Raw genomic sequence first — 24,176 nt, forward strand, 5'->3', positions numbered from 1 at the left:
TAACCATGACCCGCCAAAATGAGGTGCTTCATAAGGCAAGGGCAATGCTAAACGAATAATTACGTCTAAGATAATTTTGCAAAATGAATGATTACCTATGCTTGGCAATTAAAGTGGTAAAGATGGGTTATAAAAAGGGAGAATTTTTTATACTTGCAAAAAAAGTCGATGAGGTAGTAGATACAATCAAAATTCAACCTCCGGCAGGGGAAAAAATAGATCAGGACGAATCCATGAGACGTATCGAATCACTTTTAGAAAAAAAAGAGGAAACCGTTCTCAACGTCTTTCAACTGAAGACAATGCTCCAGGAAAACGATACGCTGGCGATTCTGATATACGGCAGTCCCGATCCTGATGCAGTTGCCTCTGCGATGGCGCTAAGGGAATTGCTCAATCAGACCAAGCCGCTTGCCAAGTGTGTCTTTGTTGCTACCGAGCAGGTTATACGCCAGCAAAACGCCGAATTTGTCAAGGAAATGAAGGTTGAAATACAGATGCTTGACAAGACTGATTTGAAGGAATATCGCCTTGTTGCGGTTGTGGATGCCCAGCCGACCTTCTTCAGGGAAGCGCTCGCCGATATAAAACCCCAGATCGTTCTTGATCATCATCCCTGCCGGACAGTCTGGCATGCCTCGCTTGCCGATGTGCGTGCGGATTACGGGGCCCTTTCCACGATCATGACGGAATACCTCCTGGTTGCGCACACCAGAATTCCCAAGCGTCTTTATACGGCGCTTCTGTATGGAATCAGGAGCGATACCAATAATTTCGAACGCGACGCACGGCTGGAGGATGTAAGCGCCTATTATTTCAATTTTATGCATGCCAATCGGCAGCTCATCCGGCGCATCGAGTTAAACCAGATACCGGATCGGTTTCTCAAGTACTTCGCTTATGCCCACAAGCATAAGCGTCGCTATCGTGATCGAGTGGTCTGTTTCCTCGGGACGGTGGAGAGCGCCGATGTCTGCGTGCAGGTGGCCGATTTCTATATCAGGATAATCAATGTATTCCATGTAATAATTGCCGGCATGGTGAAGGATCGCCTTATCATTATTTTCCGGGGGGATGGTTATCGTCATGACTGCGGCGCTATTGCGATAAGAGCTTTCGGGAGTATTGGTTCCGCCGGCGGGCATCGCAGCGCCGCCCGGGTCGAGATCCCCCTGGATGCCATGAAAAACATCCTGGGGGATGATCTCTCCCAGGATGCGGTTAATCATTTTCTTGTTCAGCAGCTCCGGCGGAAAAAAGGGACAAGTTAAAAAAACAAGCGATAGTCTTTATTCCTTTTCTTTTGAGGAAGTTGCCTCGGCTGTTTTGGGCGTTGCCGCGGTCTCGGCAGGGGCGGTTTTTGCCTCGCTGCTTTTTTCCGTTGCCGGGGCTTTCTTTCCGCCGTAATCGGTTGCGTACCAGCCGCTTCCCTTCAGATGAAACGTTGAAAGCGACATTAATTTATGCACATGCCCGCCGCAGGATTGGCAAGTCTGTATCGGCTGAGCCGTTATCCCCTGGAAAACCTCGAACTCTTTACCACACTTTCGGCACTTGTACTCGTAAATCGGCATATCAACAAACCTCCAAAATATCTGTTCTATTGAAAAGGCTGCACCCGGTACCTGTCGCTGAAACAATCCAGAACCAGATTCAACTCGGCGTCAGCCAATGGTTTAAGCATGTTTCTGGTGATCCGGTGGACCTTCTCCTCTTCGGATGTCTTTTCATCTCCTGTGGCGTAAAAATCACCCTCGCTCCTTTCGAAACGGATAACATGCACCAGTTCGTGCGTCGCAACGTACAACAGCAGCGGGGAAAGGCGGACAAAACTGTCTGCCCTTTTGACCGCGTCAAGGATGACGTCGTCCTGAAGGCAGATGCGGTAGAAAACTATAGCTTCATCGCCATTCCCGTCATGTTCCCGTTCCTTGTTTAACTCATACTTGAAAAGATGAGCGAAGGTGCCGTCGCAAATCTCGTGCTTTTCGAGAAAGGCGCGTGTCTTGACGTCATACCGGTGCAATGCGTGCTCCCCGGCATTGATGCCAAAAAAACGCCGCGTCATTATCTCGGCCTCCGCAAAGGACTGCCGGGCCAAGGCTATCTGTGTCTGGCTAAAATACATATCCACCTGCCCACCAACCATCTGTCAAGCGGCGGTATTATATGCACTTAACATGAACTGTCAACCATTTATCTTCACCCTTAAGGTTCGTCTTTTGTAAAGGGTGAAACATTTTGCGGCTATTTGCGGGGTACGGTTTTTATCTCCCACCGGGCCTCGTAGAATTCGGCGAGCTGTTCTTCGCCGGAGGGAATAATATGCCTTACGCTTCTGCCGAAAAACTTTTCCGAACCCCTGTATTTAAAAATGCCGCCGGTTATGGCTGTCAGGTTTACCTGGCTCAGCGGCAGAGACGTCGCATAAACGACAAAACGAACCGTGCCGAAGGGGGGCTGCGCACTCAATCCGTAGCGATCGCCCTCGTCGGGGATCAGGTAGCGCTTGCCTTTTTCAAAAAAGGACAGTTGGCGGTAATTATTGGGCAGTATCTGGTGGACATTGCCTTTGGGGTCGATCTTGATGATCTTCCCCTGAAAGTCCCGATTTCCCTGCAGGTAAAGGACGATTTTTTCGGCATTTTTGTATTCTCTCTGATCAGTCCAAATGCGGACATCGAGAAAATCTGCCCGGTCGAGTGTCGCTGCTTCAGGGCGTTTTCCTGTCCTGGGGTTCTTGAGGATAAATGTCCCCTCCGCCTCAATCCAGAGAAATGGTTTTTTGCTGCTGTCCGGGGTTGACAGCTCTTCCTGTTTCAATATCTTGGCTGGACTGGCGGGCGTCTTGGCGAATTCGAAGTCGAGGTCTGCGCCCTTTTTACCGGCGAGACGGGCCTGGATCTTTTCGATGGCGATCTGTTTGCCCCGTTTGGCCAGTCGGGCGGAGGCCTCTTTGCGAGCGGTTTTGCCATCAATGATTCCCGCCTTGACCCCCACGATAAACGAGCGATTTTCGGAATCCGGCAGGGGTATGGAGGTTTCTGCCAACGCTGATGACCCAGACAAGCTCAGGAATGAAAGGACGATAAATATGACAAGCATAGAATGGAATTCGGGGTGAAGCAGAAAAGAAAGTTTCATGATGCCTCCTTTATAAAGGTCCTTTTTTTTCTGTATGTACCTCCCTGGCGTATTCGATAATCCGGTCAATCAACCCGGCCGGAGTAATCCCGACTGCCGCCGCCTGGTGGAAAAGAACGGTGGAGGGGGTCATCCCGGGAAGGGTATTTGGTTCGAGAACTGCTACCCGTCCGTCTTTTCGGACGAACATGTCGATGCGGGCGTATCCCTTTAAATCCAAAGCCCGAAAGGCGGCAACAGCCGTTTCCTGGATTTTTTCAATCTGCTCATCCGGGAGGCGGGGCGGGGTCTTGTTTTCCCCTTGCCCGTAGAGAAACTTGTCTTCCAGGGAGAGGATTCCCTCGGTAGCGATGGTTTCTGAGGGCATGAGGGCCTCCGGATTTCCCACGCCGAGAATCCCGCAGGTAACCTCCGTCCCGGAGATGAATTCCTCGGCAAGGACCATGCTGTCCCACAAGAAGGCATTTTCTACCGCTTCGGCAACCCCCTCTGCGGCAACGACCTTGATTACCGCCGTGCTGCATCCCTCACGGCAGGGTTTGACAACGCAGGGAAAGCCGATATCCCGTCCTATCTCTTCTGTAATATCGAGGCTATTTTCTCTCCATTGTTTTTCCCGAATGGGTGTCGTCCGCGGGACGTCGATCCCGCTTGCGGCGAGAATCTGCCGGGATACGTACTTGTCCATCCCGATTGCGGAAGAAAGAACCCCGGAGCCGGTATAGGGGATTTTGAGGAGTTCGAGGAGCCCCTGCATGCACCCGTCCTCCCCGTATTTACCGTGCAGCCCGTTGCAGACCACATCCACTCGCTCTTTCAGTGATTCATAGGGTATGGGTGTGGCTTCCGTCTTTAAATCATCCCCGATATCGCGTGTGCTGTTGCGCATCAGGAGTTTTACGGGAAGCTCCCAGAGAAGAGCGCAACTGTCCATAAATATGGCGATGGGCGTATATTTGCGGCGGTCAATCTTGCTGAAGATGTTCCGCCCGCTTTCCAGCGAAACCTCCTTTTCCGAGGAGAGTCCGCCCATGACGATTCCAACCCGGCATTTAGAAGTTGGCGACAAATCCTTGCTTGTGGTCATTATCAGAAGCTCACCGTCAAGCCAACGTAAGGACCGGAAAACGTGGAATCAAGAAAAACGTCGTTGTGATCGACTTTTATGTGCAATATTTTATAGCCGGCATTGATTGCGACGAACGGGAAGGGGGTTAAGGATAAATCAGCCAGTCCCTCTAACAGATAATTTCCCGAATAGAAGGCGCCGGTTAACTGGGCCCGCGCCTCCAGCAGCCCGGCGAGAATCCCCGCATGGGCGCCGGCGCCGATCATCGGGATGGGGACATTAATCGTGTATTCAGCTTTTGCAGCTGTGGTGGTATCGCGGATACTCGCCAGCCCGTCGATGTATTTTATCTGACCGATAGCGGAAAGAGAAAAGCCGGCGAGAACATTTTCAACATCCAGAAACCTGTAGCGGTATTGGAAATCGAGCATTTTCAGCTCAAGGTCGGTATCTACCGTTGCGCCAAAGGTTTTGCCATTGAAGTTTATCGGCGTCGTCAGTGTCTTTGAGCCTGAATAATCAATTGGTGTGTATGCCAGGCTGATTGTGTGTTTACCGATTCCCCCGAAGACCTCAACACTGGGGAAGGATTCGTTGTCCACCCCGAGATCATCCTTCAAATCCAACCTGGTTCCAACAACTCCGGCGTTGTCGGCCTTAACTTCCCCATCGAGTGAAGGGAACCAGTACAGGGCTCTGGCGCCTATTTCAAAGGCGTTGACCGGTATCGCCGCGACAAAAATCAGGATGAGAGCAAACAGGCCTGTGTAAAAAGATTTTTTCATGAAGTACCTCCTTGTCGTTCTTATGTTCTGGTCTTTAGAATACGTCTGCAACCATGCCGCTTACAATCTCTCATATCACCAACTCAATTTCATTTCCAGATTATTTTGCGGGTTTAAAAACCGCGTTTTCCCTCTTGACACACTATCTGTTCTCTATTAAGCTCAATCCAAGCAGTTACATTCAAGCAGGAGAGTGATTTATAATGGAGCGGATGCCGATTACCCAAAGTGGTTTTGAAATGTTGAAAAGGGAACTGCAAAATCTGAAGACGGTTTTGATCCCCCAGAATACAAAGGATATTGAAATCGCCAGAGGCCATGGCGATCTTTCGGAAAACGCCGATTATTCAGCGGCGAAGGAGAGGCAGTCCTTTCTGCACGGGAAGGTGCAGGAACTTGAAAATAATCTCGCCATGTCCGATGTGATCAAGCTTAAAAACAAGACGTATGAGAAGGTAGTTTTCGGCACCACCGTAGCCGTCGAGGATACCGCAGACGGCAAGGAAATGGTTTGTCGGCTGGTGGGGCCTTTTGAATCCGATATTGACAAGAACAAAATCTCCGTCACCTCTCCTATCGGCAGGGCGCTTATCGGGAAATGCGTTGGCGACGTGGTGACGGTAATGGCGCCGGGCGGCGCCCGCGAATTCGAGATACTGGATATTTCCGTCGAGGAGTAGGGCGGAGGGAGCAGGGCCGGGCGGCTTGTGTGCAACCAGCCGGATGCTTTTTAAAGCGGCGGGGAAAGGCTTCAGCTTCTGCCGGAGGTGTTTATTCGCACGATTGCCCTTCTGAGTGCGGCTTGGGCCTTTTCGAACTCGATATCATCACGGGAAAGCTGGCCAAGCTTCTGCTCTGCCCGCTGGAGGGCTTTCTCCGCCCTTTCCCGATCGATCAGATCGGCTCTTTCCGCCGTTTCGAGGAGCAAGGTAACCTTGGAGGGCGAGACCTTGGCATAGCCGGTATTGACTGCGTAAAATATCCTTTTGCGATCCCTCAGAATGCTGAGCGTTCCGATGCCGATCGAACCAAGCATGGGGGCATGTCCCTTGAGCACTCCAAATTCGCCTTCCGTGCCGGGAACAGTTACCTCGTCAACCACCCCGTTAAAGGCTATTCCTTCCGGGGTAACAATTTCCAATGTCATTTCAGTTGGCATCTTGAATATATTCCTCCGGCTACGCCGCTGTAAGCCTTTTCGCCTTTTCCATAACTTCTTCGATGCTGCCGACCATGTAGAAAGCCTGTTCGGGCAGTTCGTCGTATTTACCTTCCAGTATTTCCTTGAAGCCGCGAACCGTATCGGCGATGGAAACAAATTTCCCTTCGGTGCCGGTAAACTGGGCGGCGACGAAGAACGGCTGGGAGAGGAACCGCTGTACCTTTCTGGCCCGGTTGACGGTCAGCTTGTCTTCTTCCGACAGTTCGTCCATCCCGAGAATGGCAATAATATCCTGCAGGTCTTTGTATTTCTGCAAGGTGATCTGCACCTGGCGCGCCACGTTGTAGTGTTCCGCGCCCAAAACGGTGGGATCCAGGATTCGGGACGTGGAATCCAGCGGATCAACCGCCGGGTAGATGCCCAGCTCCGCTATCGGCCGCGAGAGCACGACGCTGCCGTCGAGGTGGCTGAAGGTGGTGGCCGGCGCGGGGTCGGTGAGATCGTCCGCGGGTACGTAAACGCATTCGACGGCGGTGATGGAGCCCTTGTCCGTCGAAGTAATTCGCTCCTGCAGCTCTCCCAAGTCGGTGGCCAGGGTCGGCTGATAGCCGACGGCGGAAGGCATGCGGCCCAGGAGCGCCGAGACCTCGGAGCCGGCCTGCGTGAAACGGAAGATGTTGTCAATGAAAAGGAGGACGTCCTGTCCTTCGATATCCCGGAAATACTCCGCCTCCGTTACGGCTGTCAGGGCTACCCGGGCGCGGGCGCCGGGGGGCTCGGTCATCTGCCCATAGACCAGGGCGGCCTGCTTGATAACCCCGGACTCCATCATTTCACGGTAGAGGTCATTTCCCTCACGGGTGCGTTCTCCTACCCCGCCGAAAACTGATATTCCGCCGTGATGCATTGCGATGTTATGGATCATCTCCATCATAACGACGGTTTTGCCGACGCCGGCGCCTCCGAAGAGTCCCATTTTCCCGCCGCGGGGAAACGGAACAAGAAGGTCGATGACCTTTATCCCGGTTTCCAGCAGGTGAACCGAGGTGTCCTGCTCGACAAGCAGGGGAGCTTCCCGGTGGATTGGCATGGATGCTTTCGCGTTTACCGGTCCGAGGCTGTCAACCGGGCGTCCTACGACATTCAGAATTCTGCCGAGGCATTCAGAGCCTACCGGGACGGTGATCGGTTCGCCCTTGTCTTTGGCAGCCATGCCGCGGACGAGCCCGTCGGTTATGTCCATGGCGATGCAGCGTACGACGTTGTCGCCCAAGTGCTGGGCAACCTCGACAATCAGGTTATCCTCGCTGTCGTTGATCGTGGGGTTGGTAATGGCGATGGCGTTCATGATACTGGGAAGCTGTCCCTCTTCAAACGCCACATCCACAACCGGTCCGATAACCTGTACAACCTTTCCAATATTCATGACCTTCTCCTTCAAATGTAGAAGTATATTGATGTTCTTTCGATATTTCTGGTCAGGCTTTTGCCAGAGCCTCTGTTCCGCCCACAATATCCATAAGCTCGGAGGTTATCGCCGCCTGTCTCGCCTTGTTGTATTTAAGCGTAAGGCCGCTTACCATCTCCTCGCAATTTCTTGTTGCGTTATCCATCGCTGCCATCCGCGCCCCGTTTTCCCCGGCCGATGTTTCGGCGAGCGCTCGATAAATCAGGACATGCACATACATCGGGAGAAGATTTTCCAGGATATTTTTCGCTGCCGGTTCGTAGATGTAATCAATCTCGTTGGCAATATCAGTTTCTGCCTTTTTTGCAAAAGGGGCGATGGGGAAAATCTTCAAGACCCTCGGCTTCTGAATGGAAACATTGATGAACTCATTATAGATCAGATAAAGCTCGTCGTACTCTTCCGCAATAAAGGGCGGGATTATATCATTGGCGATGCTGATTGCCAGATTCATGTCAAATTTGCCAAAAACATCGGAACGGGCGTGGTTTATCTTAAACTTTTTCTTGAAGAAATCTCTGCCCTTCCGGCCTACCGGAATAAGCTCTACATCGAGCCCCAACCGCTGCTTCTCAATCACGAACCGCTCCGTGGCCTTGGTCAGATTGTTGTTGAACCCGCCGCAGAGACCCCGGTCGGAGGTCATTAAAATGGCCTTGATCCGCTTCGGTTCCCTTACCGCCAGCAGCCGGTTGGATTCGACGCTGACCCTTCCTGCCAGATCACCGAGCATTTCCATGAACGATGCAGCGTAGGGGCGGAAGTTCAGCATTCGCATCTGGGCCGCCTTGAACTTGGAGGCAGCCACCATGTTCATTGCCCGAGTTATCTGTCTTGTTTTTTGAACGGCATTGATTTTCCGTTTAATGTCCTTAAGTGCGGCCATTCAAATACGGCTCCTTCTTTGTGTAAGCTATCGTCTGTCCATACTCGCCCTCGGTTCAATCAGCGGAGAAGACGGAAGCGAACTCGGTCAAGGCCGCTTTCAGCTTTTTCTCCAGCTCAGGGCTGATCACCTGCTTGTCGTCAATTTCCTGCATGATCTCTTTGTATTTTCCTTCCAAAAAGGCAAGCAACTGCTGCTCGTAGCTTTTGAGCTTGTCGAGCGGGTGCTTGTCAAGAAAACCGCGTGTTCCCGCAAAAAGAATCGCAACCTCCTGGGAAAGGGACATCGGCGCTGTCTGCGGCTGCTTGAGTATCTCCACGAGCCGGACACCGCGCTCCAACTGGGCCTGTGTCGATTTATCGAGGTCAGACCCGAATTGGGCGAAGGCCGCCAGTTCCCGGTACTGGGCAAGATCGAGTTTAAGAGTGCCGGCGACCTGTTTCATCGCCTTTACCTGAGCGGCGCCGCCGACGCGGGAGACGGAAAGCCCAACATTGATCGCCGGTCTGATGCCCGAAAAAAACAGTGACGGCTCCAGATAGACCTGACCGTCGGTGATGGAAATAACATTGGTGGGGATGTAGGCGGAGACGTCGCCGGCCTGGGTTTCAATGATTGGCAGGGCGGTAAGGGAGCCGCCGCCCAGCTCCTTGCTTACCCGGGCCGCCCGCTCGAGCAGCCGGGAGTGGTTGTAGAAAATATCCCCAGGAAAGGCCTCACGACCAGGAGGACGCCGCAGTAAAAGCGATATCTGGCGGTAGGCGACGGCCTGTTTCGACAAGTCATCATAAATAATCAGGGCGTCCTGCCCCCGGTCGCGGAAGTACTCGCCGATGCTGCAGCCGGCATAAGCGGAAATATACTGGAGTGTGGCCGGGTCGCTGGCGCAGGCGGCGACGACGCAGGTATAGGACATCGCATCGTTTTTTTTCAGCGTCTCCACCAACTGGGCGACGGTCGATTTTTTCTGGCCGATTGCCACATAAATGCACTTGACCCCTGTGTCCTTCTGGCGGATGATCGCATCGATGCAGATTGCCGTTTTCCCGATCTGACGATCCCCGATGATCAGCTCTCTCTGGCCGCGCCCGATTGGCGTCATCGCATCGATCGCCTTCAGGCCGGTGTACATGGGCTCGTTAACCGGTTGGCGCTGCACGACCCCGGGGGCGATCATCTCGATTCGGCTGTATTCGGTTGCCTCAATGGGTCCTTTGCCGTCAACGGGAGCGCCGGTTGCATCGATCACGCGACCAAGAAGCGCTTCGCCGACGGGAATCTGGGCGATCTTGCCGGTGCGCTTGACAATATCGCCCTCCTTGATATGGGAGATTTCACCCAAAACGGCCACGCCGACGTTATCGGTCTCCAGATTGAGAACCATGCCGAGGATTCCCCCGGGGAACTCGAGCAGCTCCATGGACATGGCGTTCTCCACGCCATAAACCCTGGCGATTCCATCGCCTACCGAAAGCACGGTGCCCGTTTCACTGACATCGAGCTTCTTTTCGTAGTCCTTTATTTGTTTTGATATGATTTCGCTGATTTCTTCAGCCTTGATGCTTTCCATGCTCTATATCTCCTCCCCCAAGAGATTTTGGATGTCGTTCAATTGCGCTCGGACGCTTCCGTCATAATAGGTGTTGCCAATCCGAACCACTATGCCGCCCAGCAGCTCGGGTTCATCTAAAATGGTCATTTCGACCTTGCCCCTGGTCATCGTCTCCAGTCCCCTCCGCAGTTTTTCGGAGAGTTCCGGCGAAAGGGGAAAGGCGGTTTTAACGGCGACTCTGACCATTCCCGACTCTTTATCCATAATGTCCCGATAGCAGTCCATGATGTCGGGAAGCAGGACGATACGACGCTTATCAACCAGCAGTTTCAGGAAGTTGGCTGACAGATTGGCAAGGTTCCTTTTTTCTATCAGTGCTTCCATGACCGCTTTTTTATCGGACAGGGAGAATATCGGATTGGTCAGAAATCCATAGAGATTATCATCTGTCTTGATAATATTGGCGAAGGCAACGAGTTCATCGTAACATTCCTGATATATTTTCCCTTCTGCGGCCACTTTAAAAAAAGCTTTCGCATAACGCCTGGCAATATTTCTATTGATCAATTTCTTGCTGCTCCCTTGATAATGAATGATGACAAACGTTTATCAATTGGCTTTTACGGTATTATTTATATAATTTCTTGTCATTGCTTCGTGATCTTCAACCCGGATATTTTCGCGAAGGAGCGATTCCGCCATCTCGGTTGCATAGCTTACCGCTTCGAGGCGGAGCTGATGCCGTGCCTTCTTGAATTCCTGCTCCATGCGCAAGCGGGCATCTTCCTTAATTTTTTCGGCTATTTGATGGGCTTCCTTGATGATCCGCTGTTTTTCGGCCTGTCCCTGTTCCCGAATCATCGTGGTTAATTCATCTATTTCAACGGTTGCCTTATCGAGCTTTGCTTCGTATTCCCTGAATTTTCTTTGTGCCTCTTCGAGTTGGGATGCGGCATCCGCCAGCCCTTTTCCGATTTTTTCCCTGCGTCCTGCGAAAAAGTCCTTTGCCTTTTTACCCACCAGCCAGTAGATAATGCCGGCAAGGACAATAAAATCGAGGGCCTTCCACGCGAAATTGATCAGCTTTGCGTGCGTGTCTTCACTCCCGCCCCCGGAGGCGCAGGCCGCAGAGACAAGAAACGTGCAGAGGAGTAAAGAAGAGATGACTGTGAAAGCAAAGAGTTTTTTGCCATGGATATTTTTGCCTGGCTCTATCGCACGTCCTGTTCCCATCAGATGCCCCTTCCCATTATTTTTTCCGCGATCTCAACGGACAGCTTGCGGGAATTATCAGCCAGGATACTCTTCGCGGAGGCAATTTCGCCAGCCGTTTTTAAACGGAAAGCCTCCTGCAGCCCCGGGATTTCCGATCTTGTTGCATCTATTAGTGTTTTTGCCTCGTCATCGCCCTGTTTTATCAGGGTCTTTTTCATTGCCATGGCCTCTGTCCTGGCGAGCCGAAGCTTCTCTTCGTAGGCAGCCATCTTCTGATCGATGCTTCCCTGAAGGTTGCTGACCTCGGCCTCAGAATCCGCAGTTTGTTTTTTTCTTTTGTCGAGGACGCCCAGGAGAGGCTTGTAAAGCAGAATATTCAGAATAAAAATAAGTATAAGAAAATTTAATATCTGGATTCCCAGTGAATAGTCGATACTGACCACTACATGTCACCTCATGTTTTATATACTGCAAAAAAATGTCCAGTAGTTAGATACTTAAATGCATTGGCTTATCTTGCAGGCAAATTTTATGTGCGGGCTCTACCCTATTATCTTTACGCTGTCAAGAAAAAAAGGAAATATAGGACGTTTTCCGTATTTATTCCTGAAGATTGGCCAGGAACTGGAATCAGCTTGACCCTAAGCGTTTGTCTTTGATAATCTTGGAGACGGGCTAGAAAGGTGGGTTGCATTATCGGGGGACTCAATTCCTGTCTTCCGATATGAAAAGGCCCCCTAAGGAGAGAACAAATGATTCAAGACTTTCATGACAAAACCGCCGTACTGACAGGCGCCGGCTCGGGATTCGGGCTCGAGTGCGCTCGTATTGGCGCCAGGCTGGGCATGAACCTGGTGTTGGTGGATGTGCAAAAGGACGCTCTGGACAAAGCCGCTGACGAGATGCGGGCTGCCGGAGCGCCCGTGCTTGCGCGCCGGATCGACGTATCGAGCGCCGGGCAGATGGAGAGCCTGGCGCAGGAGGTGATGCAGCGCTTTGGCGCCCCGCACTTCGTATTCAACAATGCGGGCGTCGGTTCGGGTGGCCTGGTGTGGGAAAACTCGGTAAAGGACTGGGAATGGGTACTGGGCGTCAACCTCTGGGGCGTGATTCATGGAGTGCGACTGTTCACCCCGCTGATGCTTGCTGCGGCCAAAGCAGACCCGACTTACCGAGGCCATATCGTCAATACCGCCAGCATGGCCGGGTTGCTCACCCCGCCAATCATGGGGGTTTACAACGTGAGCAAACATGCAGTGGTGAGCCTGTCCGAAACCCTCTACCAGGATCTGAAGCTGGTGAGCGATCAGGTCAGCGCCAGTGTGCTGTGCCCGTACTTTGTCCCCACCAACATCACCCAGAGCCAGCGCAACCGGCCCGCGGCACTCACCGGCGAGCCCCTGACGCACAGCCAACTGATCGGTCAGGCCATGAGCGAGAAGGCGGTGAGTTCCGGCAAGGTCACTGCCGCACAAGTGGCGCAGATGGTGTTCGATGCCATCAGCGCCGACAGGTTTTACATCTTCAGCCACCCCAAGGCCATGGAAAATGTGCGCTTGCGCATGGACTGCATCGTGGAACAGCGCAACCCGGCAGATCCGTTCGCCGAACTCCCCGCGATCGGCGCTGCCTTGCGCGCCCAACTGCGCTTTTGATACGCCGAGGGGAGGGACGTTGTTAACTGAGATGCCCGTTTCCCTCTTTAATGATCAATTCAACCGGCCTCGTTTTTCAGGAGGGGAAATATCATATATGTTCAACAAAGTCAGATAATTCCAAACGGGTTTTATGCCGCTAATCCATGTTTTATTTCTGCAGAAGAAATCTTCTTACGCTGATGCTCATCAAGATGCCGGACGCAGTCATCAGCACGAGCAATGATGATCCTCCGTAGCTGAGAAAGGGAAGCGGAATTCCAACCACGGGAAGGATTCCGAGGACCATTCCGATATTGATGAAAACCTCCCAAAGAATGAGCATGGTGATCCCGAAAGAGAGCAAAGCGCCCGAATAGTCCTTGGAGTGCAACATTATATTCAACCCCCAAATAATCAAAGAGAGAAAAAGCAAGAGCAGCACGATGCCGCCGATGAATCCCCATTCCTCGGCAAAAACGGAGAAAACAAAATCGGTTTGCTGTTCCGGCAGAAAGCGGAGTTGCGTTTGGGTCCCCTTGAGAAATCCCTTTCCCAAAAATCCACCGGATCCTACCGCAATCATGGACTGAATAATATGGTAGCCGGCGCCCAAGGGATCATTTTCCGGGCTGAAGAAGGTGAATATCCGTTCTTTCTGGTAACCCTTGAGAAAATGCCAACCAATTGGAATCATAACCAATCCCCCTGCAGCGGCCATCAGGGTTGACTTATAGTCCATGCCGACAAATAATATGATTGCCAAAAAGATGATAAGCAAAATCAGCGCAGTTCCCAAATCCGGCTGTTTCAAAATCAACAGGAAGGGAACTATGGTTATTAAGAAGGGTATCAGCAGTTCTTTAAGGCGATATCCGCGGCTCAGTTGGTGGGCGTCGAAATATTTGGAAAGAGCAAGAATAATAGTAAGTTTTACAAACTCCGAAGGTTGAAAGGAGAAGGAGGCAAGGGCTATCCAGCGCTGGGAACCGCGAGCGGAATTGCCCGCTATCAATACAACGAAAAGCAGAAGGATAGCGATGCCATGGATTATGTAAGCGTGGCGCGCCAGGAAGCGATAGTCGATAAAAAAGGCGATGGTCATCCCGGCGAACCCGATGATTATCCATTGAATCTGTTTTATGTAATAAGGGGTCTGGCCGGGGATGGAGATGCTGAGACAGGCGCTATAGATATTCAAAAGGCCGATGAGCGTGATTACCATAACCAGGATAAAGAGTGTCCAGTCGAAATTGAGCAGAAGACCGCGGTCCAGTTTCATCATTGTTTTTGCACCTTGTTTGAGGCCGGAGCGCCTTGTGAAGGGCTGCGCTCAGGAAGTTTGTTTGAGAAGTAAACGTCCAGCATTTTTTTTGCCACCGGGGCTGCTGTCGCTCCGCCATGCCCGGCGTTTTCCAGGATGACGGCTATGACAATTTCCGGATTTTCGCAGGGGGCAAAACAGACGAACAGCGCATGATCGTTCGTTTCGGCGGTCATTTTTTTCTCTTTGGCATTCTGCGGAAGACCGATTACCTGGGCAGTGCCCGTTTTCCCGCAGACATCCTGTTGCGCATTTTTCAGCAGATAGCCGGTTCCCCCTCTTTCATTTACCACTCCCCACAGGCCCTTGTTGATGGTCGTGATATTGGGGGCGCTGACAGGAAGCAAACCCTTTATTTCCGGAGGGAAGGACTGCAATATCCGGCCATCGGGAGATTCAATCTGTTTGACAATGCGGGGACGGTAAAGCGTTCCCCCATTCGCCAAGGCAGCGTAGGCACTTGCCAGTTGCAGAGGGGTGACGAGGTTGAATCCCTGACCTATCGCCAGCGATATTGTTTCTCCGGCGTACCAGGGGGATTTAAGGCGGTCTTTTTTCCATTGCCTGGTCGGGACAAGGCCGCTCTTTTCACGAGGCAGGTCGATTCCCGTGGGAGCGCCCAGGCCGAACCCCCTTGCGTATTCGGCGATGACGTCCACATTGAGCATTTTCCCGAGGTTGTAGAAATAGACGTCGCAGGATTCTACGATGGCCCTGTGCAGGCTTGTTTCCCCGTGTCCCTCTTTTTTCCAGTCGTGGAATATTCGGTCTCCGAATTTGAAGGCGCCATTGCAGTAAATGCTTTTGTCCGGGGTGATCGTTTCCGTTTCGAGGGCGGCCGCAGCTACGATCGGCTTATAGGTTGACCCAGGCGGATATTGGCCGGCGATCGCGCGGTTTTCCATGGGATGCTGCGGATCTGAGGAGAGTTTTTCCCATTCGCCCGCGGAGAGTTCCCCTGTGAAGATGTTGGGATCGAAGGATGGCGAACTGATGAGCGTTAGAACGTCGCCGTTTTTAGGGTTCAGAGCCACAACCGCGCCTCTGCGGTTTCCGACGGCCTCCCATGCGGCTTTCTGAAGCTCCAGATCGATGTTCAAGACGACATTGTTGCCGGATTTGGGCGGTATTCGCCCCAGGGAGCGGACGATCTTGCCGGTTGCATTTATCTCCACCTGTTCGGTGCCGCTTTTTCCCCGCAGATGCGCGTCCAGCGATTTTTCAATCCCGAATTTGCCAATGTTATCGCCGGGCGACAGATGTCCGGTGATATCTTGTTCAATTTCCCGCCGGCTTACTTCACCGGTAAAACCTATTATCTGCGCGTTGGCTTCCCCATAGAGATACTGTCTGACCGGCGTAATTTCTGTTACAACGCCGGGAAGTTCAAAAGAGTGAATCTCGACTACTGCCACTTTTTCCATGGTTGCGTTTCGTTCGAGAGTTACGGGCACAAACGGTTTCAATTTATCCGGAATGGATACATTGCCGGCAAGTTCCAGGGAATTAAGCGAATAAAACCATTTTATTTTAGCGATTGATTTCTTGATATCCCTGGCCTTGTCAGGGATGAATAAAATATTGAAGGAAGGACGGTTCTCCGTAAGCAGCTTACGATTTCTATCCATTATCAACCCCCGCAGAGGTTTTATTTTCCTCAGGCGCAAGCTGTTGTTCTCTGAGCGCTGACGAAAATCATCGCCCTTGAGCACCTGCAGATACCACAATCTGAGCGCGAGGATTGTCAGTACTACAGCCACTATAATTAGCAATATGCCGAATTTGTGTTTTAACTGTCCTGGCTCATAAACGTCGAGCCGATTGCCTAACTTCAGCATTCACAAAACCCTCAAAATAATTAAAAACATAATATATAAACGGGCTTAAGACTCCCATTGCGATCGCCTGGGGGAGGAATATTTGCGGGAGAGTGTAGATAATATCGACGTCCAGTATTAACCAGGAGAAGAGGACTTGGAGCGCGCCCTGCAGAAAAAGGCAGATGCCGGTGAAAACTGATGACGCCAAGCTGTTTTTCCGGTCAATTTGGGCACCGGCAATCTTTGCTAGGTAAAAGAAAAGGACGTATAAAAACATATGAAGGCCCCAAATGGGACTGACGATGCAATCAAGAAAAAAACCAAGCATGAAGGAAAGAACAACGCCCCGCAAGGGATTGAACCAAAAACCGGCATAGATTACGAAAACAAAGGCTAAATCAATGCTTGCCGGGCCTATGGAAAAAAACTCCATGAAGGTTACTTGCAGCATTGTCAGAAGGAAAATGAATATTGGCTGTAGCAGGAAGGCAATCATGGGTCGGGTTCCTTCCCGGGAAGCAAAACCAGCACCTCTTCCAGCCTGGAGAAATCTACCGACGGCGACACGTCAATTTTCTGAAACAGCTCACTTTTTTGCGGTTCTATTTTAGAGACGATCCCAATAATCAGCCCTTTGGGGAAGACCCCTGCCATACCGGAAGAGAGTAGTAAATCGCCTGGCAGCACATCGGCTGTGGGGGGGATATACTTCAGCTTGTATCCGGATTTTCCTGTTCCCTGAAGGATTCCCTGGGTGCGGCTTCGCTGAATGATCGCATCGATATTGCTGGTTCCGTCGATCATAAGCAGGACGCGCGAGGAGTGCCAGGATGTCTCCATCACCCGCCCCGTTACCCCCTGCGCGGACAGGACGGGGTGTCCCGCACTCAGACCGTCGGCTGTTCCCTTGTCAATCAGGATCGTTTTGGATAGCGAATTTTGATTGTTGTCAACCACCCTTGCCGTTACTGTTTTGTAAGGCAGGCCGCGCTGGAGGTCGAGCAGCTTGCGAAGTCGGAGGCCTTCATAATATCCCTCGCGGTAATTGTTGAGCTGCTCGGCAAGGGCGGCTTTTTCAGCCCGCAGCCGTCTGTTTTCTTCCTCTAATCCTACAAGAAAAAGATACCTTTTCCAAAAATCGCTTAAACCCTTGGAAGAAAGATTGAAAAGGTTCGCAAACGGGGTCGCTATTTCCATGACGGTCTTGCGCAGGAACCCGGGTTCAGTCAGGCTGGACGCGCCGTAGGAAATTATAGCCAGCGATATTATTAAAAAAGCGGCGGCTGTGATATGGGAACGATATTTCTTCGGGATAAGCATTTCTCAATTTACTGCTTTTTAATGAAGACTGCGCAAAAGCGCTGATATGACTTAGCTGCCGACGGCCAAGCTTAAAATCCTATGTTTGAAAGGTGACCTCTTTGAGGATATCAATGTGATCGAGGGCCATACCGGCGCCCCGGGCGACGGTGGTGAGCGGGTCGTCGGCGATGATGGTCGGAAGCCCCGTTTCCTCTTTGATCAGCAAATCGAGGTTTCTGAGAAGCGCGCCGCCGCCGGTCAGGACGATCCCGCGGTCGGCAATGTCTCCGGAGAGTTCGGGAGGGGCATTCTCCAGGGCGTTCTTGATTGCATCTACGATCAGGCCCAGTGATTCGCCGATGGCCGTGCGGATTTCATCGGAGTTGATCTCGAGGATTTTGGGGATGCCGGAGATCAGATCCCGGCCTTTTATCTCCATCGTGCGTACTGCCCCATCCGCATCGGGGAAGGCATTGCCGATGGTTGTCTTGACGATCTCCCCGGTGCGCTCGCCGATGAGCAGACTGTACTTGTGTTTTATGTACTGCACGATATCGTCGTCCAGCCGGTCGCCGGCAACCCGGACCGACCGGGAATAGACGATGCCGGTAAGCGAGATCACCGCCACCTCGGTTGTCCCGCCGCCGATATCGACAACCATCGAGCTGATCGGTTCGGTTACCGGCAAGCCCGCCCCGATCGCCGCCGCCATCGGTTCCTCGATCAGGTATATCTCCCGTGCGCCGGCCGATTCCACCGTCTCCCGGACGGCGCGTTTCTCCACCTGGGTTATCCCCGAAGGAATGGAGACGATGATCCGGGGACGAACGAGGGCGCGCCGGTTGTGAACCCTCAGGATGAAATGGCGGAGCATCGCCTCGGTGATGTCGAAATCGGCGATCACCCCGTCGCGCATCGGACGGATGGCGACGATGTTGCCGGGGGTTCTGCCCAGCATCTTTTTGGCCTCGGCGCCTACCGCCAGCACCTTCTTTTCCCCCCGGGCATTCTTGTGCACGGCGACCACGGAGGGTTCGTTGAGCACAATCCCTTTTCCCTTGACATACACCAGCGTATTGGCCGTTCCCAGGTCAATCGCAAGGTCGTTGGAAAATTTCCCCAAAATAAAATCAAAAAGCAAACCCGTATCCTCCGACTTATTTCATATAATCAATAACATCAAAATTATACTCCCGATGCCGTTTGCTCTATATAGCATTTCATACCGGCGTTCAATCCTTTTTAAAGAAAATCATTGCATTTTGCCGGTTGCTATATTATTGAGCCCGAGCGCAGGATATCCCTGATCGGGCTACTAATTCCTGAACGTTAGAGGTAATTGCAAAACTCCGTGTCATGCCCGAGTGCTTTTGTCGGGCATCCATGATTTCAAATGGGTAAAAAATGGATTATGAACATTAAACTTCGTTTTCCCGCCCAGAAGCGTTGCTGGAGTGACAGCGTTGGGAGTTTTGCAATTGGCTCGTTACAATAATTTTTTGAGGGAGAAGCACCATGCTCAATATCATGAGGAGACACGCAAGAAACTGGTTAATGAAGCTCGTTCTGGGGATCATTATCGTGGTTTTTATTTTCTATTTCGGCTCAATGAGCGGTCGGAATAAAGCAGAGCGGATTGCAATGCTTGATGGAAAACCGATTGTTTATGTTGACTTCCAAAAGGAATATCAGAATCTGCTTGATATGTATCGGGAACAATTGGGGCGTTCCTTGACGGAAGCGATGCTCAAGGGCTTGAACCTCAAAAAACAGGCTTTCGATATCCTGATAAATCAGGAGGTTTTACTCAAAAAAGCGGAGGATCTGGAGATTCATATTTCCAATGAGGAGGTTAAAAACGCGATTCTCTCGTACCCTGCCTTCCAGCAGAACGGGGTTTTTGACAACAGAATTTATGAGCAAACCATCCGGGCGGCTAAAATGACCACGGAGCAATTCGAGGACAGTCAGCGAAAAATCCTCCTTTCCGCTCAGGTTGAGAGCCTTATCAAGGACGGCGTCAAGATTGCGGATGAGGATGTTCTCGATTTCTATCGTCTGCAAAAGGAGAAGCTCAATCTCGGTTACATCCGGATTTCTCCCGCGGATTTTCTTTCTGGCCTGAAGCCCTCCCAGACGGAGCTGGAGGATTTCCTGAAAGCCAATCAGGGAAAATTCCGGGTTCCCGAACAGGTGCAGATCAAATACTTGGCGTTTATGCCGCAGGATTTTGCCGCGACGGTTGTTCCCTCCGAAACCGAAATAGCGGATTATTATGAAAAACACCGGGAGCTCTACAAGAAAAATGATAAAATCATTCCCCTTGCCGATGTCCGGGGCAGGGTCAGCGGCGACATCAGGCAAGGCGCCGGGCGGAAGGCTGCTTATGATGAAGCCAAAAAGGCCCACGATACGATTTATCAGGAGGAGAACTTCGACGCCTATGCAGCGCAGAAGAAGCTTGCGATTCACACGACAGATTTCTCCGCAATAAGCGCACCCCCCCAGGAGTTCAAGGCAATAGACCAATGGGGAAAGATCGTTTCTGTTCTGAGGGATGGGGAAATCAGCCGTGTTCTGCAGGGGGAGAATGGCTACTACATAGTCAGGATTGCGGCGCGCAAGACGCCTTATGTGCCGGCGCTCAAGGATATCGCCGCCTCTGTGGAGAAGCAATATCGGGAAGTCGAGGCCGGAAAGCTGGCGCAAAAGGAAGCAGAGAAGATATCCGCCAGCCTGAAAAAAGGGGAGTGGCTGGAGGCGCTGGCCAAAGGCCGGGGATTAAAGGTTCTGGAAACTGGGTTTTTTCAGCCCGGCGGCGCGATTCCGAAAATAGGCTCTTCGGCGGAGCTGACCGAGTCGCTTTTCCAGCTTTCCTCGAAAAAGCCTTCTCCGGAAAAGGCCTTTTTGATTGACGGGGACTATATAGTCATCGCCCTGCGGGAGAGAAGCAAGGCCGACGACAGCGATTTCGCCTCCCAGAAGGACGCTGTGGCAAAGTACCTTTCCCAGGCCGAGAAAACCGAAGCTTTCCGGCAATGGCTGGAGGGAAGCAAAGCGGAGCTTGTTAAGCAGGGCAGGCTGAAATTCGTCCGCGACTTTAAGGATTTATAGAAGAAAGTAAGCCCGCCTTCCCCAAACATCCGGAAAGACGGGCTTACTTTTAAAGAATGGTGGAGCTGGCGAGGATCGAACTCGCTACCTCTTGAATGCCATTCAAGCGCTCTCCCAATTGAGCTACAACCCCGATTCATAGTCGCCGCAAATCAGACGGCTCCCCTAACATGAGATTTCCGGGCTTGTCAATACATTTTTCTTGACATTTTACGCTTCCTCCCATAAACAACCCCCCATTGCCGGAGTGGTGAAACTGGTAGACGCAGGGGACTCAAAATCCCCCGTTCGCAAGGGCATGTCGGTTCGATTCCGACCTCCGGCACCAGATAAAAACAAGGGCTTGCCGATTGTCAAACAACAGGCAAGCCCTTTTGCCGAAGACACCAGGCTGATTAGATATCTTTTTGGCGAGTTAACGCTTCCGCTGTCCCCGGAACAGTGGGTTATCCAGTTCTTTGCGCACGGCCAATCCCAAGCTCTCCAGAACATAAGGCTTTTTGATATAAGCGCCTGCTCCCAGTTCCTGTGCCCGGCTTACTCGTTCAGTTTCTGAAAAGCCGCTGACGATGATTGCCTTTTGCTGCGGCTGGATTTCCAGTATTTTTCTGTATGTATCAAGTCCGTCCATGCCGGGATCCATAATCATATCCAGAATTATGAGATCCGCTTTGTTGTTTTTTAAATATACCAAGGCTTCTTCACCGCTCGCTGCCGCAGTGGCCTTATAACACCAAGGGTTTTAGGCGAATCAAAAAAGGTTACAGTGCGATTGCCGACTCCCCCAAAATGGTTTTTGTCAAGCCGTTGATTTCCAATGCCCAAACATTGTTGTCCCAACCAGGGATCGAACCAAATTATCGTACAGGAGGCAAGAAAATGATGATCAGCGCCCAAGAAATGGAATCTCTCCTCGACTTTTTTACCGGTGTCCCTGATCCCCGTCGAGTTCAAGGACGACGGCAAAAAATTTCCACCATCTTAGCCATTGCCGCCGGGGCGACCTTGTGCGGCATGCGCGGCTATCTGGCCATTGCCGATTGGGCGCAAAGTCTTAAGGAAAATTTTCAGCCCTTATTAAAATCCTTATTAATCATTGACGAATATATTTATATCATATATTCTTTCTCCAGCCCGGGCTGGAGTGATATGTGAACAAAAGTCAAATGCCATTAGAAAGGAAAGGAGTAGCAGAAATGTTAAAAGAATTCAAAGAGTTTGCAATAAAAGGTAATGTAGTTGATATGGCCGTTGGAATCATAATCGGAGCCGCCTTCGGAACCATCGTCAAGTCACTGGTAGCTGATATCATTATGCCGCCTGTCGGTCTTCTTCTCGGCAATGTTGATTTCGCGAATCTTTTCATAGTTCTCAAGGCTGGCACAGTGGCGGGACCCTATGCGGTTCTTGCCGATGCGCAGAAGGCTGGCGCGGTTACCATCAACTACGGTTTATTTATCAATACGATGATAAGCTTTATTATCGTAGCCTTTGCGGTTTTCTTCTTAATACGCGGCATAAATAAACTTAAGAGACAGGAGGAAGCTCCACCGGCAGAGCCAACAACTAAGGAGTGTCATTACTGTATGTCGACCATATCTATAAAGGCAACCCGCTGCGCATTCTGCACGGCGGATTTGAAGGAAAAATGATGAACGAGATACTTGTCGGCAAGGGCGAACAGCCTGTTAATTTACTCGCTAAATATGGAAACCGTCATGGCCTGATAGCGGGGGCCACCGGCACCGGCAAGACCATTTCTCTCATGGTACTGGCAGAAGGATTCTCACGCATGGGTGTGCCGGTATTCATGGCCGACGTAAAGGGCGATGTCTCCGGCCTGGCGATGGCCGGTATAAACAGCGAGAAGATCCGGCAGCGAGTCGCCCAGATCGGCATGACAGGCTACACTAACGAGGCGAATCCTGTGTTATTCTGGGACGTCTTAGGTAATGCCGGCCATCCGGTACGCACCACGATAAGCGAAATCGGTCCGAGCCTGCTGGGACGGATGCTGGAGATCAACGATACTCAGGCCGGGATGCTTGAGATCGCCTTCAAGCTGGCAGACGACCAGGGTCTGCTCCTGCTTGACCTCGATGACCTGCGTGCGCTGCTCGGGTTCGTCGCCGATAATCGAAAGGATATCTCAAAAAAGTATGGTCTGGTAAGCGCACAGTCCGTTGCCGCCATACAGCGGTCGCTTTTGGCGCTGGAGCGACAAGGTGGAAAAGTCCTATTTGGCGAGCCCGCGCTGGAACTTAACGACTTGCTCCGTACCGATCTCAGCGGTCGAGGAATTATTAACATACTTGTCGCAGACAAACTCATCCTGAGGCCACGATTATATTCGAGTTTTCTTCTCTGGCTGCTGTCGGAACTCTTCGAGAACCTGCCCGAGGTGGGCGATCTCGACAAGCCCAGGCTGGTGTTCTTCTTCGATGAGGCTCATCTGTTATTTGATGACGCGCCTCCAACGTTGCGTCAACGGGTGGAACAGGTCGTGCGAATCATCCGCTCCAAGGGAGTTGGTGTGTATTTCTGCTCTCAGTTCCCTGACGATGTGCCCAATGAAATTCTGGGTCAGTTGGGTAACCGTATCCAGCACGCGCTTAGGGCTTACACTCCGCGCGACCAGAAGGCGGTTAGAACCGCCGCGGAAACCTTCGTAGCTAACCCCAAACTTAATGTTGCCGAAGCCATATCGCAGCTCGGTGTCGGCGAAGCGCTGGTTTCCACACTCCAGGAGAAGGGGATTCCCATGCCGGTGGAGCGCACAATAATCTGCCCACCGCGTTGCCGGATGGGGGCGGCAATACCGGAAGAACGTGCCGCTGTACGGTCGCGCAGCCCTGTAGCAGGTAAATACGATACAACAATAAACCGCGAGTCCGCGTACGAAATCCTCACCCGGCGGACCTTGGAAAAGGAAGCAGCCGTAGCACAAAAGGATCACTCGGAGGTGGAAAAATCGCCTGAAGGTCGGGGGAAGTTCGGCGATTGGATGTGGGGTACAAAACGCCGACAAGGCATGGTGGAAACGTTGGCGAAACAGACTGCGCGCACCGTAGGAAGCCAGATCGGCCGACAGATTTTAAGGGGATTGCTTGGCGGCATAATGGGCCGTCGCTAAACCTGAGCTGATTCTCTGCTGCCGGCAGTGACCTCTTGGAAGGTGTAATTTTTACAGCGCCCCACATGAAGTAACAGGAGATGAAAAAATGGATACAGTGCTAATCGCTATTGTCACAGGAGTTATCCTGGGTGTTGCGGGATCGATTATAGTAAAGAAGGTCTTCGGCAGGAAGGCCTCCGGCAGGGGCGCAAAAGAAGACCAGATCTACGCCTTTGTGGAGAACATGAAATCTGTCGGCGAGTTGGTGGTTTTCAAGGCATTTACAAAAGAGATCGTTACGACGGCTGACAACTGGCTTGGCAAGGTGGGAAAGAACTATCTTACCTGGCTCATGTCCAATATGAAGATGGCCATGGTTTTTCAGTTCGAAATAAATTTCTTGTATGACCTGAAAAGCCCTGATTTCAGAGTGACCGACGCGGGGCAGGGCAGTTTCATTGAGCACGGACTTACTATTTGATGGCGAAAAGGCATTTTATAGGACACTAAACGTAAGGGAAGCCCTGGTGTTTCCCTTGGCGTTCGTGACCAACGGGATTCGGCGACTGTGTGAAAGGATTGGATA

General features: G+C 51.7%; 26 protein-coding genes and 2 tRNA genes. 9 read left to right on the forward strand and 19 right to left on the reverse strand.

Translation table 11 applies throughout. The features are described from left to right. Window positions 1–122 precede the first annotated feature (122 nt). On the forward strand, window positions 123–1,271 hold the full coding sequence (locus K0B01_11800) for a DHH family phosphoesterase (GenBank protein MBW6486821.1): 1,149 nt from the start codon (window positions 123–125) through the stop codon (window positions 1,269–1,271). Between the two features lie 18 nt (window positions 1,272–1,289). On the opposite strand, the gene K0B01_11805 is transcribed toward K0B01_11800, so the two are convergent. From K0B01_11805 to K0B01_11825, 5 genes are all read right to left on the reverse strand, one after another. After that, complete coding sequence (locus K0B01_11805; GenBank protein MBW6486822.1) at window positions 1,290–1,574, reverse strand: zinc ribbon domain-containing protein; 285 nt, start codon at window positions 1,572–1,574, stop codon at window positions 1,290–1,292. Window positions 1,575–1,600: 26 nt separating this feature from the next. Further along, window positions 1,601–2,134 (reverse strand): hypothetical protein, encoded by a 534-nt coding sequence (locus tag K0B01_11810; GenBank protein MBW6486823.1) that lies wholly within the window; start codon window positions 2,132–2,134, stop codon window positions 1,601–1,603. Between the two features lie 113 nt (window positions 2,135–2,247). Then, window positions 2,248–3,144: a DUF4384 domain-containing protein gene (locus K0B01_11815; protein ID MBW6486824.1), complete on the reverse strand. Its 897-nt coding sequence runs from the start codon at window positions 3,142–3,144 to the stop codon at window positions 2,248–2,250. Window positions 3,145–3,154: 10 nt separating this feature from the next. Next, window positions 3,155–4,231 (reverse strand): D-alanine--D-alanine ligase, encoded by a 1,077-nt coding sequence (locus K0B01_11820; GenBank protein ID MBW6486825.1) that lies wholly within the window; start codon window positions 4,229–4,231, stop codon window positions 3,155–3,157. Between the two features lie 2 nt (window positions 4,232–4,233). Then, window positions 4,234–4,998, reverse strand: coding sequence for a DUF1446 domain-containing protein (locus K0B01_11825; protein MBW6486826.1), 765 nt, complete (start codon window positions 4,996–4,998; stop codon window positions 4,234–4,236). A gap of 203 nt (window positions 4,999–5,201) precedes the next feature. Between K0B01_11825 and greA the strand changes: the two genes are divergently transcribed. Further along, window positions 5,202–5,678 carry a transcription elongation factor GreA gene (gene greA / locus K0B01_11830; GenBank protein ID MBW6486827.1) on the forward strand — a complete coding sequence of 159 codons (477 nt, stop codon included), beginning with the start codon at window positions 5,202–5,204 and terminating at the stop codon, window positions 5,676–5,678. Window positions 5,679–5,749: 71 nt separating this feature from the next. Here greA and K0B01_11835 read toward each other — a convergent pair whose 3' ends face one another. The 7 genes from K0B01_11835 to K0B01_11865 are packed head-to-tail and all read right to left on the reverse strand — an operon-like array spanning window position 5,750 to window position 11,724. Beyond that, a complete protein-coding gene (locus tag K0B01_11835) occupies window positions 5,750–6,157 on the reverse strand; it encodes a F0F1 ATP synthase subunit epsilon (protein MBW6486828.1) in 408 nt (135 codons plus the stop codon). A gap of 19 nt (window positions 6,158–6,176) precedes the next feature. After that, complete coding sequence (gene atpD, locus K0B01_11840; protein MBW6486829.1) at window positions 6,177–7,586, reverse strand: F0F1 ATP synthase subunit beta; 1,410 nt, start codon at window positions 7,584–7,586, stop codon at window positions 6,177–6,179. A gap of 52 nt (window positions 7,587–7,638) precedes the next feature. Then, window positions 7,639–8,514: an ATP synthase F1 subunit gamma gene (gene atpG / locus K0B01_11845; protein MBW6486830.1), complete on the reverse strand. Its 876-nt coding sequence runs from the start codon at window positions 8,512–8,514 to the stop codon at window positions 7,639–7,641. A gap of 55 nt (window positions 8,515–8,569) precedes the next feature. Further along, complete coding sequence (gene atpA / locus K0B01_11850) at window positions 8,570–10,084, reverse strand: F0F1 ATP synthase subunit alpha (protein MBW6486831.1); 1,515 nt, start codon at window positions 10,082–10,084, stop codon at window positions 8,570–8,572. Window positions 10,085–10,087: 3 nt separating this feature from the next. After that, window positions 10,088–10,633: an ATP synthase F1 subunit delta gene (gene atpH / locus K0B01_11855; protein ID MBW6486832.1), complete on the reverse strand. Its 546-nt coding sequence runs from the start codon at window positions 10,631–10,633 to the stop codon at window positions 10,088–10,090. 42 nt (window positions 10,634–10,675) lie between these two features. Further along, window positions 10,676–11,299, reverse strand: a complete 624-nt coding sequence (locus tag K0B01_11860; GenBank protein ID MBW6486833.1) for an ATP synthase F0 subunit B — start codon at window positions 11,297–11,299, stop codon at window positions 10,676–10,678. Then, window positions 11,299–11,724, reverse strand: coding sequence for a hypothetical protein (locus K0B01_11865; protein MBW6486834.1), 426 nt, complete (start codon window positions 11,722–11,724; stop codon window positions 11,299–11,301). The genes K0B01_11860 and K0B01_11865 overlap by 1 nt, the downstream gene beginning before the upstream one ends. 309 nt (window positions 11,725–12,033) lie before the next feature. On the opposite strand from K0B01_11865, the gene K0B01_11870 reads away from it, so the two are divergent. After that, entirely contained in the window at window positions 12,034–12,936 is a 903-nt protein-coding gene (locus tag K0B01_11870) for an SDR family oxidoreductase (GenBank protein ID MBW6486835.1), read from the forward strand. Window positions 12,937–13,087: 151 nt separating this feature from the next. Here the strand turns inward: K0B01_11870 and rodA are convergent, their stop codons facing one another. The 5 genes from rodA to K0B01_11895 form a co-directional block, all read right to left on the reverse strand. Beyond that, window positions 13,088–14,197, reverse strand: coding sequence for a rod shape-determining protein RodA (gene rodA / locus K0B01_11875; GenBank protein MBW6486836.1), 1,110 nt, complete (start codon window positions 14,195–14,197; stop codon window positions 13,088–13,090). After that, window positions 14,197–16,077, reverse strand: a complete 1,881-nt coding sequence (gene mrdA, locus K0B01_11880) for a penicillin-binding protein 2 (protein ID MBW6486837.1) — start codon at window positions 16,075–16,077, stop codon at window positions 14,197–14,199. The genes rodA and mrdA overlap by 1 nt, the downstream gene beginning before the upstream one ends. Next, complete coding sequence (gene mreD / locus K0B01_11885; protein ID MBW6486838.1) at window positions 16,043–16,555, reverse strand: rod shape-determining protein MreD; 513 nt, start codon at window positions 16,553–16,555, stop codon at window positions 16,043–16,045. Before mreD ends, mrdA begins: the two co-directional genes overlap by 35 nt. Next, a complete protein-coding gene (gene mreC / locus K0B01_11890) occupies window positions 16,552–17,379 on the reverse strand; it encodes a rod shape-determining protein MreC (GenBank protein ID MBW6486839.1) in 828 nt (275 codons plus the stop codon). The genes mreD and mreC overlap by 4 nt, the downstream gene beginning before the upstream one ends. 79 nt (window positions 17,380–17,458) lie before the next feature. Further along, complete coding sequence (locus K0B01_11895) at window positions 17,459–18,487, reverse strand: rod shape-determining protein (GenBank protein ID MBW6486840.1); 1,029 nt, start codon at window positions 18,485–18,487, stop codon at window positions 17,459–17,461. A gap of 389 nt (window positions 18,488–18,876) precedes the next feature. Between K0B01_11895 and K0B01_11900 the strand changes: the two genes are divergently transcribed. Continuing rightward, window positions 18,877–20,475 carry a SurA N-terminal domain-containing protein gene (locus K0B01_11900; protein MBW6486841.1) on the forward strand — a complete coding sequence of 533 codons (1,599 nt, stop codon included), beginning with the start codon at window positions 18,877–18,879 and terminating at the stop codon, window positions 20,473–20,475. 57 nt (window positions 20,476–20,532) lie between these two features. Here the strand turns inward: K0B01_11900 and K0B01_11905 are convergent. Then, window positions 20,533–20,608, reverse strand: a tRNA-Ala gene (locus tag K0B01_11905). A gap of 108 nt (window positions 20,609–20,716) precedes the next feature. On the opposite strand from K0B01_11905, the gene K0B01_11910 reads away from it, so the two are divergent. Beyond that, a tRNA-Leu gene (locus tag K0B01_11910) sits at window positions 20,717–20,803 on the forward strand. An 87-nt stretch (window positions 20,804–20,890) separates the two neighbouring features. Here the strand turns inward: K0B01_11910 and K0B01_11915 are convergent. After that, window positions 20,891–21,169 carry a response regulator gene (locus K0B01_11915; protein ID MBW6486842.1) on the reverse strand — a complete coding sequence of 93 codons (279 nt, stop codon included), beginning with the start codon at window positions 21,167–21,169 and terminating at the stop codon, window positions 20,891–20,893. 185 nt (window positions 21,170–21,354) lie between these two features. Between K0B01_11915 and K0B01_11920 the strand changes: the two genes are divergently transcribed. The 4 genes from K0B01_11920 (at window position 21,355) to K0B01_11935 (ending at window position 24,071) form a co-directional block, all read left to right on the forward strand. After that, window positions 21,355–21,630 (forward strand): transposase family protein, encoded by a 276-nt coding sequence (locus K0B01_11920; GenBank protein ID MBW6486843.1) that lies wholly within the window; start codon window positions 21,355–21,357, stop codon window positions 21,628–21,630. A 41-nt stretch (window positions 21,631–21,671) separates the two neighbouring features. Continuing rightward, the gene (mscL, locus tag K0B01_11925; GenBank protein ID MBW6486844.1) at window positions 21,672–22,127 is read left to right on the forward strand and encodes a large conductance mechanosensitive channel protein MscL; all 456 of its coding nucleotides are present in this window, start codon (window positions 21,672–21,674) and stop codon (window positions 22,125–22,127) included. Beyond that, the gene (locus tag K0B01_11930) at window positions 22,127–23,608 is read left to right on the forward strand and encodes a DUF853 domain-containing protein (protein MBW6486845.1); all 1,482 of its coding nucleotides are present in this window, start codon (window positions 22,127–22,129) and stop codon (window positions 23,606–23,608) included. The genes mscL and K0B01_11930 overlap by 1 nt, the downstream gene beginning before the upstream one ends. 88 nt (window positions 23,609–23,696) lie before the next feature. Further along, window positions 23,697–24,071 (forward strand): hypothetical protein, encoded by a 375-nt coding sequence (locus K0B01_11935; protein MBW6486846.1) that lies wholly within the window; start codon window positions 23,697–23,699, stop codon window positions 24,069–24,071. Window positions 24,072–24,176 lie beyond the last annotated feature (105 nt).

Source organism: Syntrophobacterales bacterium, assembly GCA_019429105.1.
Classification (GTDB): domain Bacteria; phylum Desulfobacterota; class Syntrophia; order Syntrophales; family UBA5619; genus DYTH01.

What these genes read in the sequence shown, in the direction of transcription:
- K0B01_11800 (MBW6486821.1), top strand. Translation starts at nt 123, where the DNA reads ATGGGTTATAAAAAGGGAGAATTTTTTATACTTGCAAAAAAAGTCGAT.
- K0B01_11805 (MBW6486822.1), bottom strand. Translation starts at nt 1,574, where the DNA reads ATGCCGATTTACGAGTACAAGTGCCGAAAGTGTGGTAAAGAGTTCGAG.
- K0B01_11815 (MBW6486824.1), bottom strand. Translation starts at nt 3,144, where the DNA reads ATGAAACTTTCTTTTCTGCTTCACCCCGAATTCCATTCTATGCTTGTC.
- K0B01_11820 (MBW6486825.1), bottom strand. Translation starts at nt 4,231, where the DNA reads ATGACCACAAGCAAGGATTTGTCGCCAACTTCTAAATGCCGGGTTGGA.
- K0B01_11825 (MBW6486826.1), bottom strand. Translation starts at nt 4,998, where the DNA reads ATGAAAAAATCTTTTTACACAGGCCTGTTTGCTCTCATCCTGATTTTT.
- greA (MBW6486827.1), top strand. Translation starts at nt 5,202, where the DNA reads ATGGAGCGGATGCCGATTACCCAAAGTGGTTTTGAAATGTTGAAAAGG.
- K0B01_11835 (MBW6486828.1), bottom strand. Translation starts at nt 6,157, where the DNA reads ATGCCAACTGAAATGACATTGGAAATTGTTACCCCGGAAGGAATAGCC.
- atpD (MBW6486829.1), bottom strand. Translation starts at nt 7,586, where the DNA reads ATGAATATTGGAAAGGTTGTACAGGTTATCGGACCGGTTGTGGATGTG.
- atpG (MBW6486830.1), bottom strand. Translation starts at nt 8,514, where the DNA reads ATGGCCGCACTTAAGGACATTAAACGGAAAATCAATGCCGTTCAAAAA.
- atpA (MBW6486831.1), bottom strand. Translation starts at nt 10,084, where the DNA reads ATGGAAAGCATCAAGGCTGAAGAAATCAGCGAAATCATATCAAAACAA.
- K0B01_11860 (MBW6486833.1), bottom strand. Translation starts at nt 11,299, where the DNA reads ATGGGAACAGGACGTGCGATAGAGCCAGGCAAAAATATCCATGGCAAA.
- K0B01_11870 (MBW6486835.1), top strand. Translation starts at nt 12,034, where the DNA reads ATGATTCAAGACTTTCATGACAAAACCGCCGTACTGACAGGCGCCGGC.
- rodA (MBW6486836.1), bottom strand. Translation starts at nt 14,197, where the DNA reads ATGAAACTGGACCGCGGTCTTCTGCTCAATTTCGACTGGACACTCTTT.
- mrdA (MBW6486837.1), bottom strand. Translation starts at nt 16,077, where the DNA reads ATGCTGAAGTTAGGCAATCGGCTCGACGTTTATGAGCCAGGACAGTTA.
- mreD (MBW6486838.1), bottom strand. Translation starts at nt 16,555, where the DNA reads ATGATTGCCTTCCTGCTACAGCCAATATTCATTTTCCTTCTGACAATG.
- mreC (MBW6486839.1), bottom strand. Translation starts at nt 17,379, where the DNA reads ATGCTTATCCCGAAGAAATATCGTTCCCATATCACAGCCGCCGCTTTT.
- K0B01_11900 (MBW6486841.1), top strand. Translation starts at nt 18,877, where the DNA reads ATGCTCAATATCATGAGGAGACACGCAAGAAACTGGTTAATGAAGCTC.
- K0B01_11920 (MBW6486843.1), top strand. Translation starts at nt 21,355, where the DNA reads ATGATGATCAGCGCCCAAGAAATGGAATCTCTCCTCGACTTTTTTACC.
- mscL (MBW6486844.1), top strand. Translation starts at nt 21,672, where the DNA reads ATGTTAAAAGAATTCAAAGAGTTTGCAATAAAAGGTAATGTAGTTGAT.
- K0B01_11930 (MBW6486845.1), top strand. Translation starts at nt 22,127, where the DNA reads ATGAACGAGATACTTGTCGGCAAGGGCGAACAGCCTGTTAATTTACTC.
- K0B01_11935 (MBW6486846.1), top strand. Translation starts at nt 23,697, where the DNA reads ATGGATACAGTGCTAATCGCTATTGTCACAGGAGTTATCCTGGGTGTT.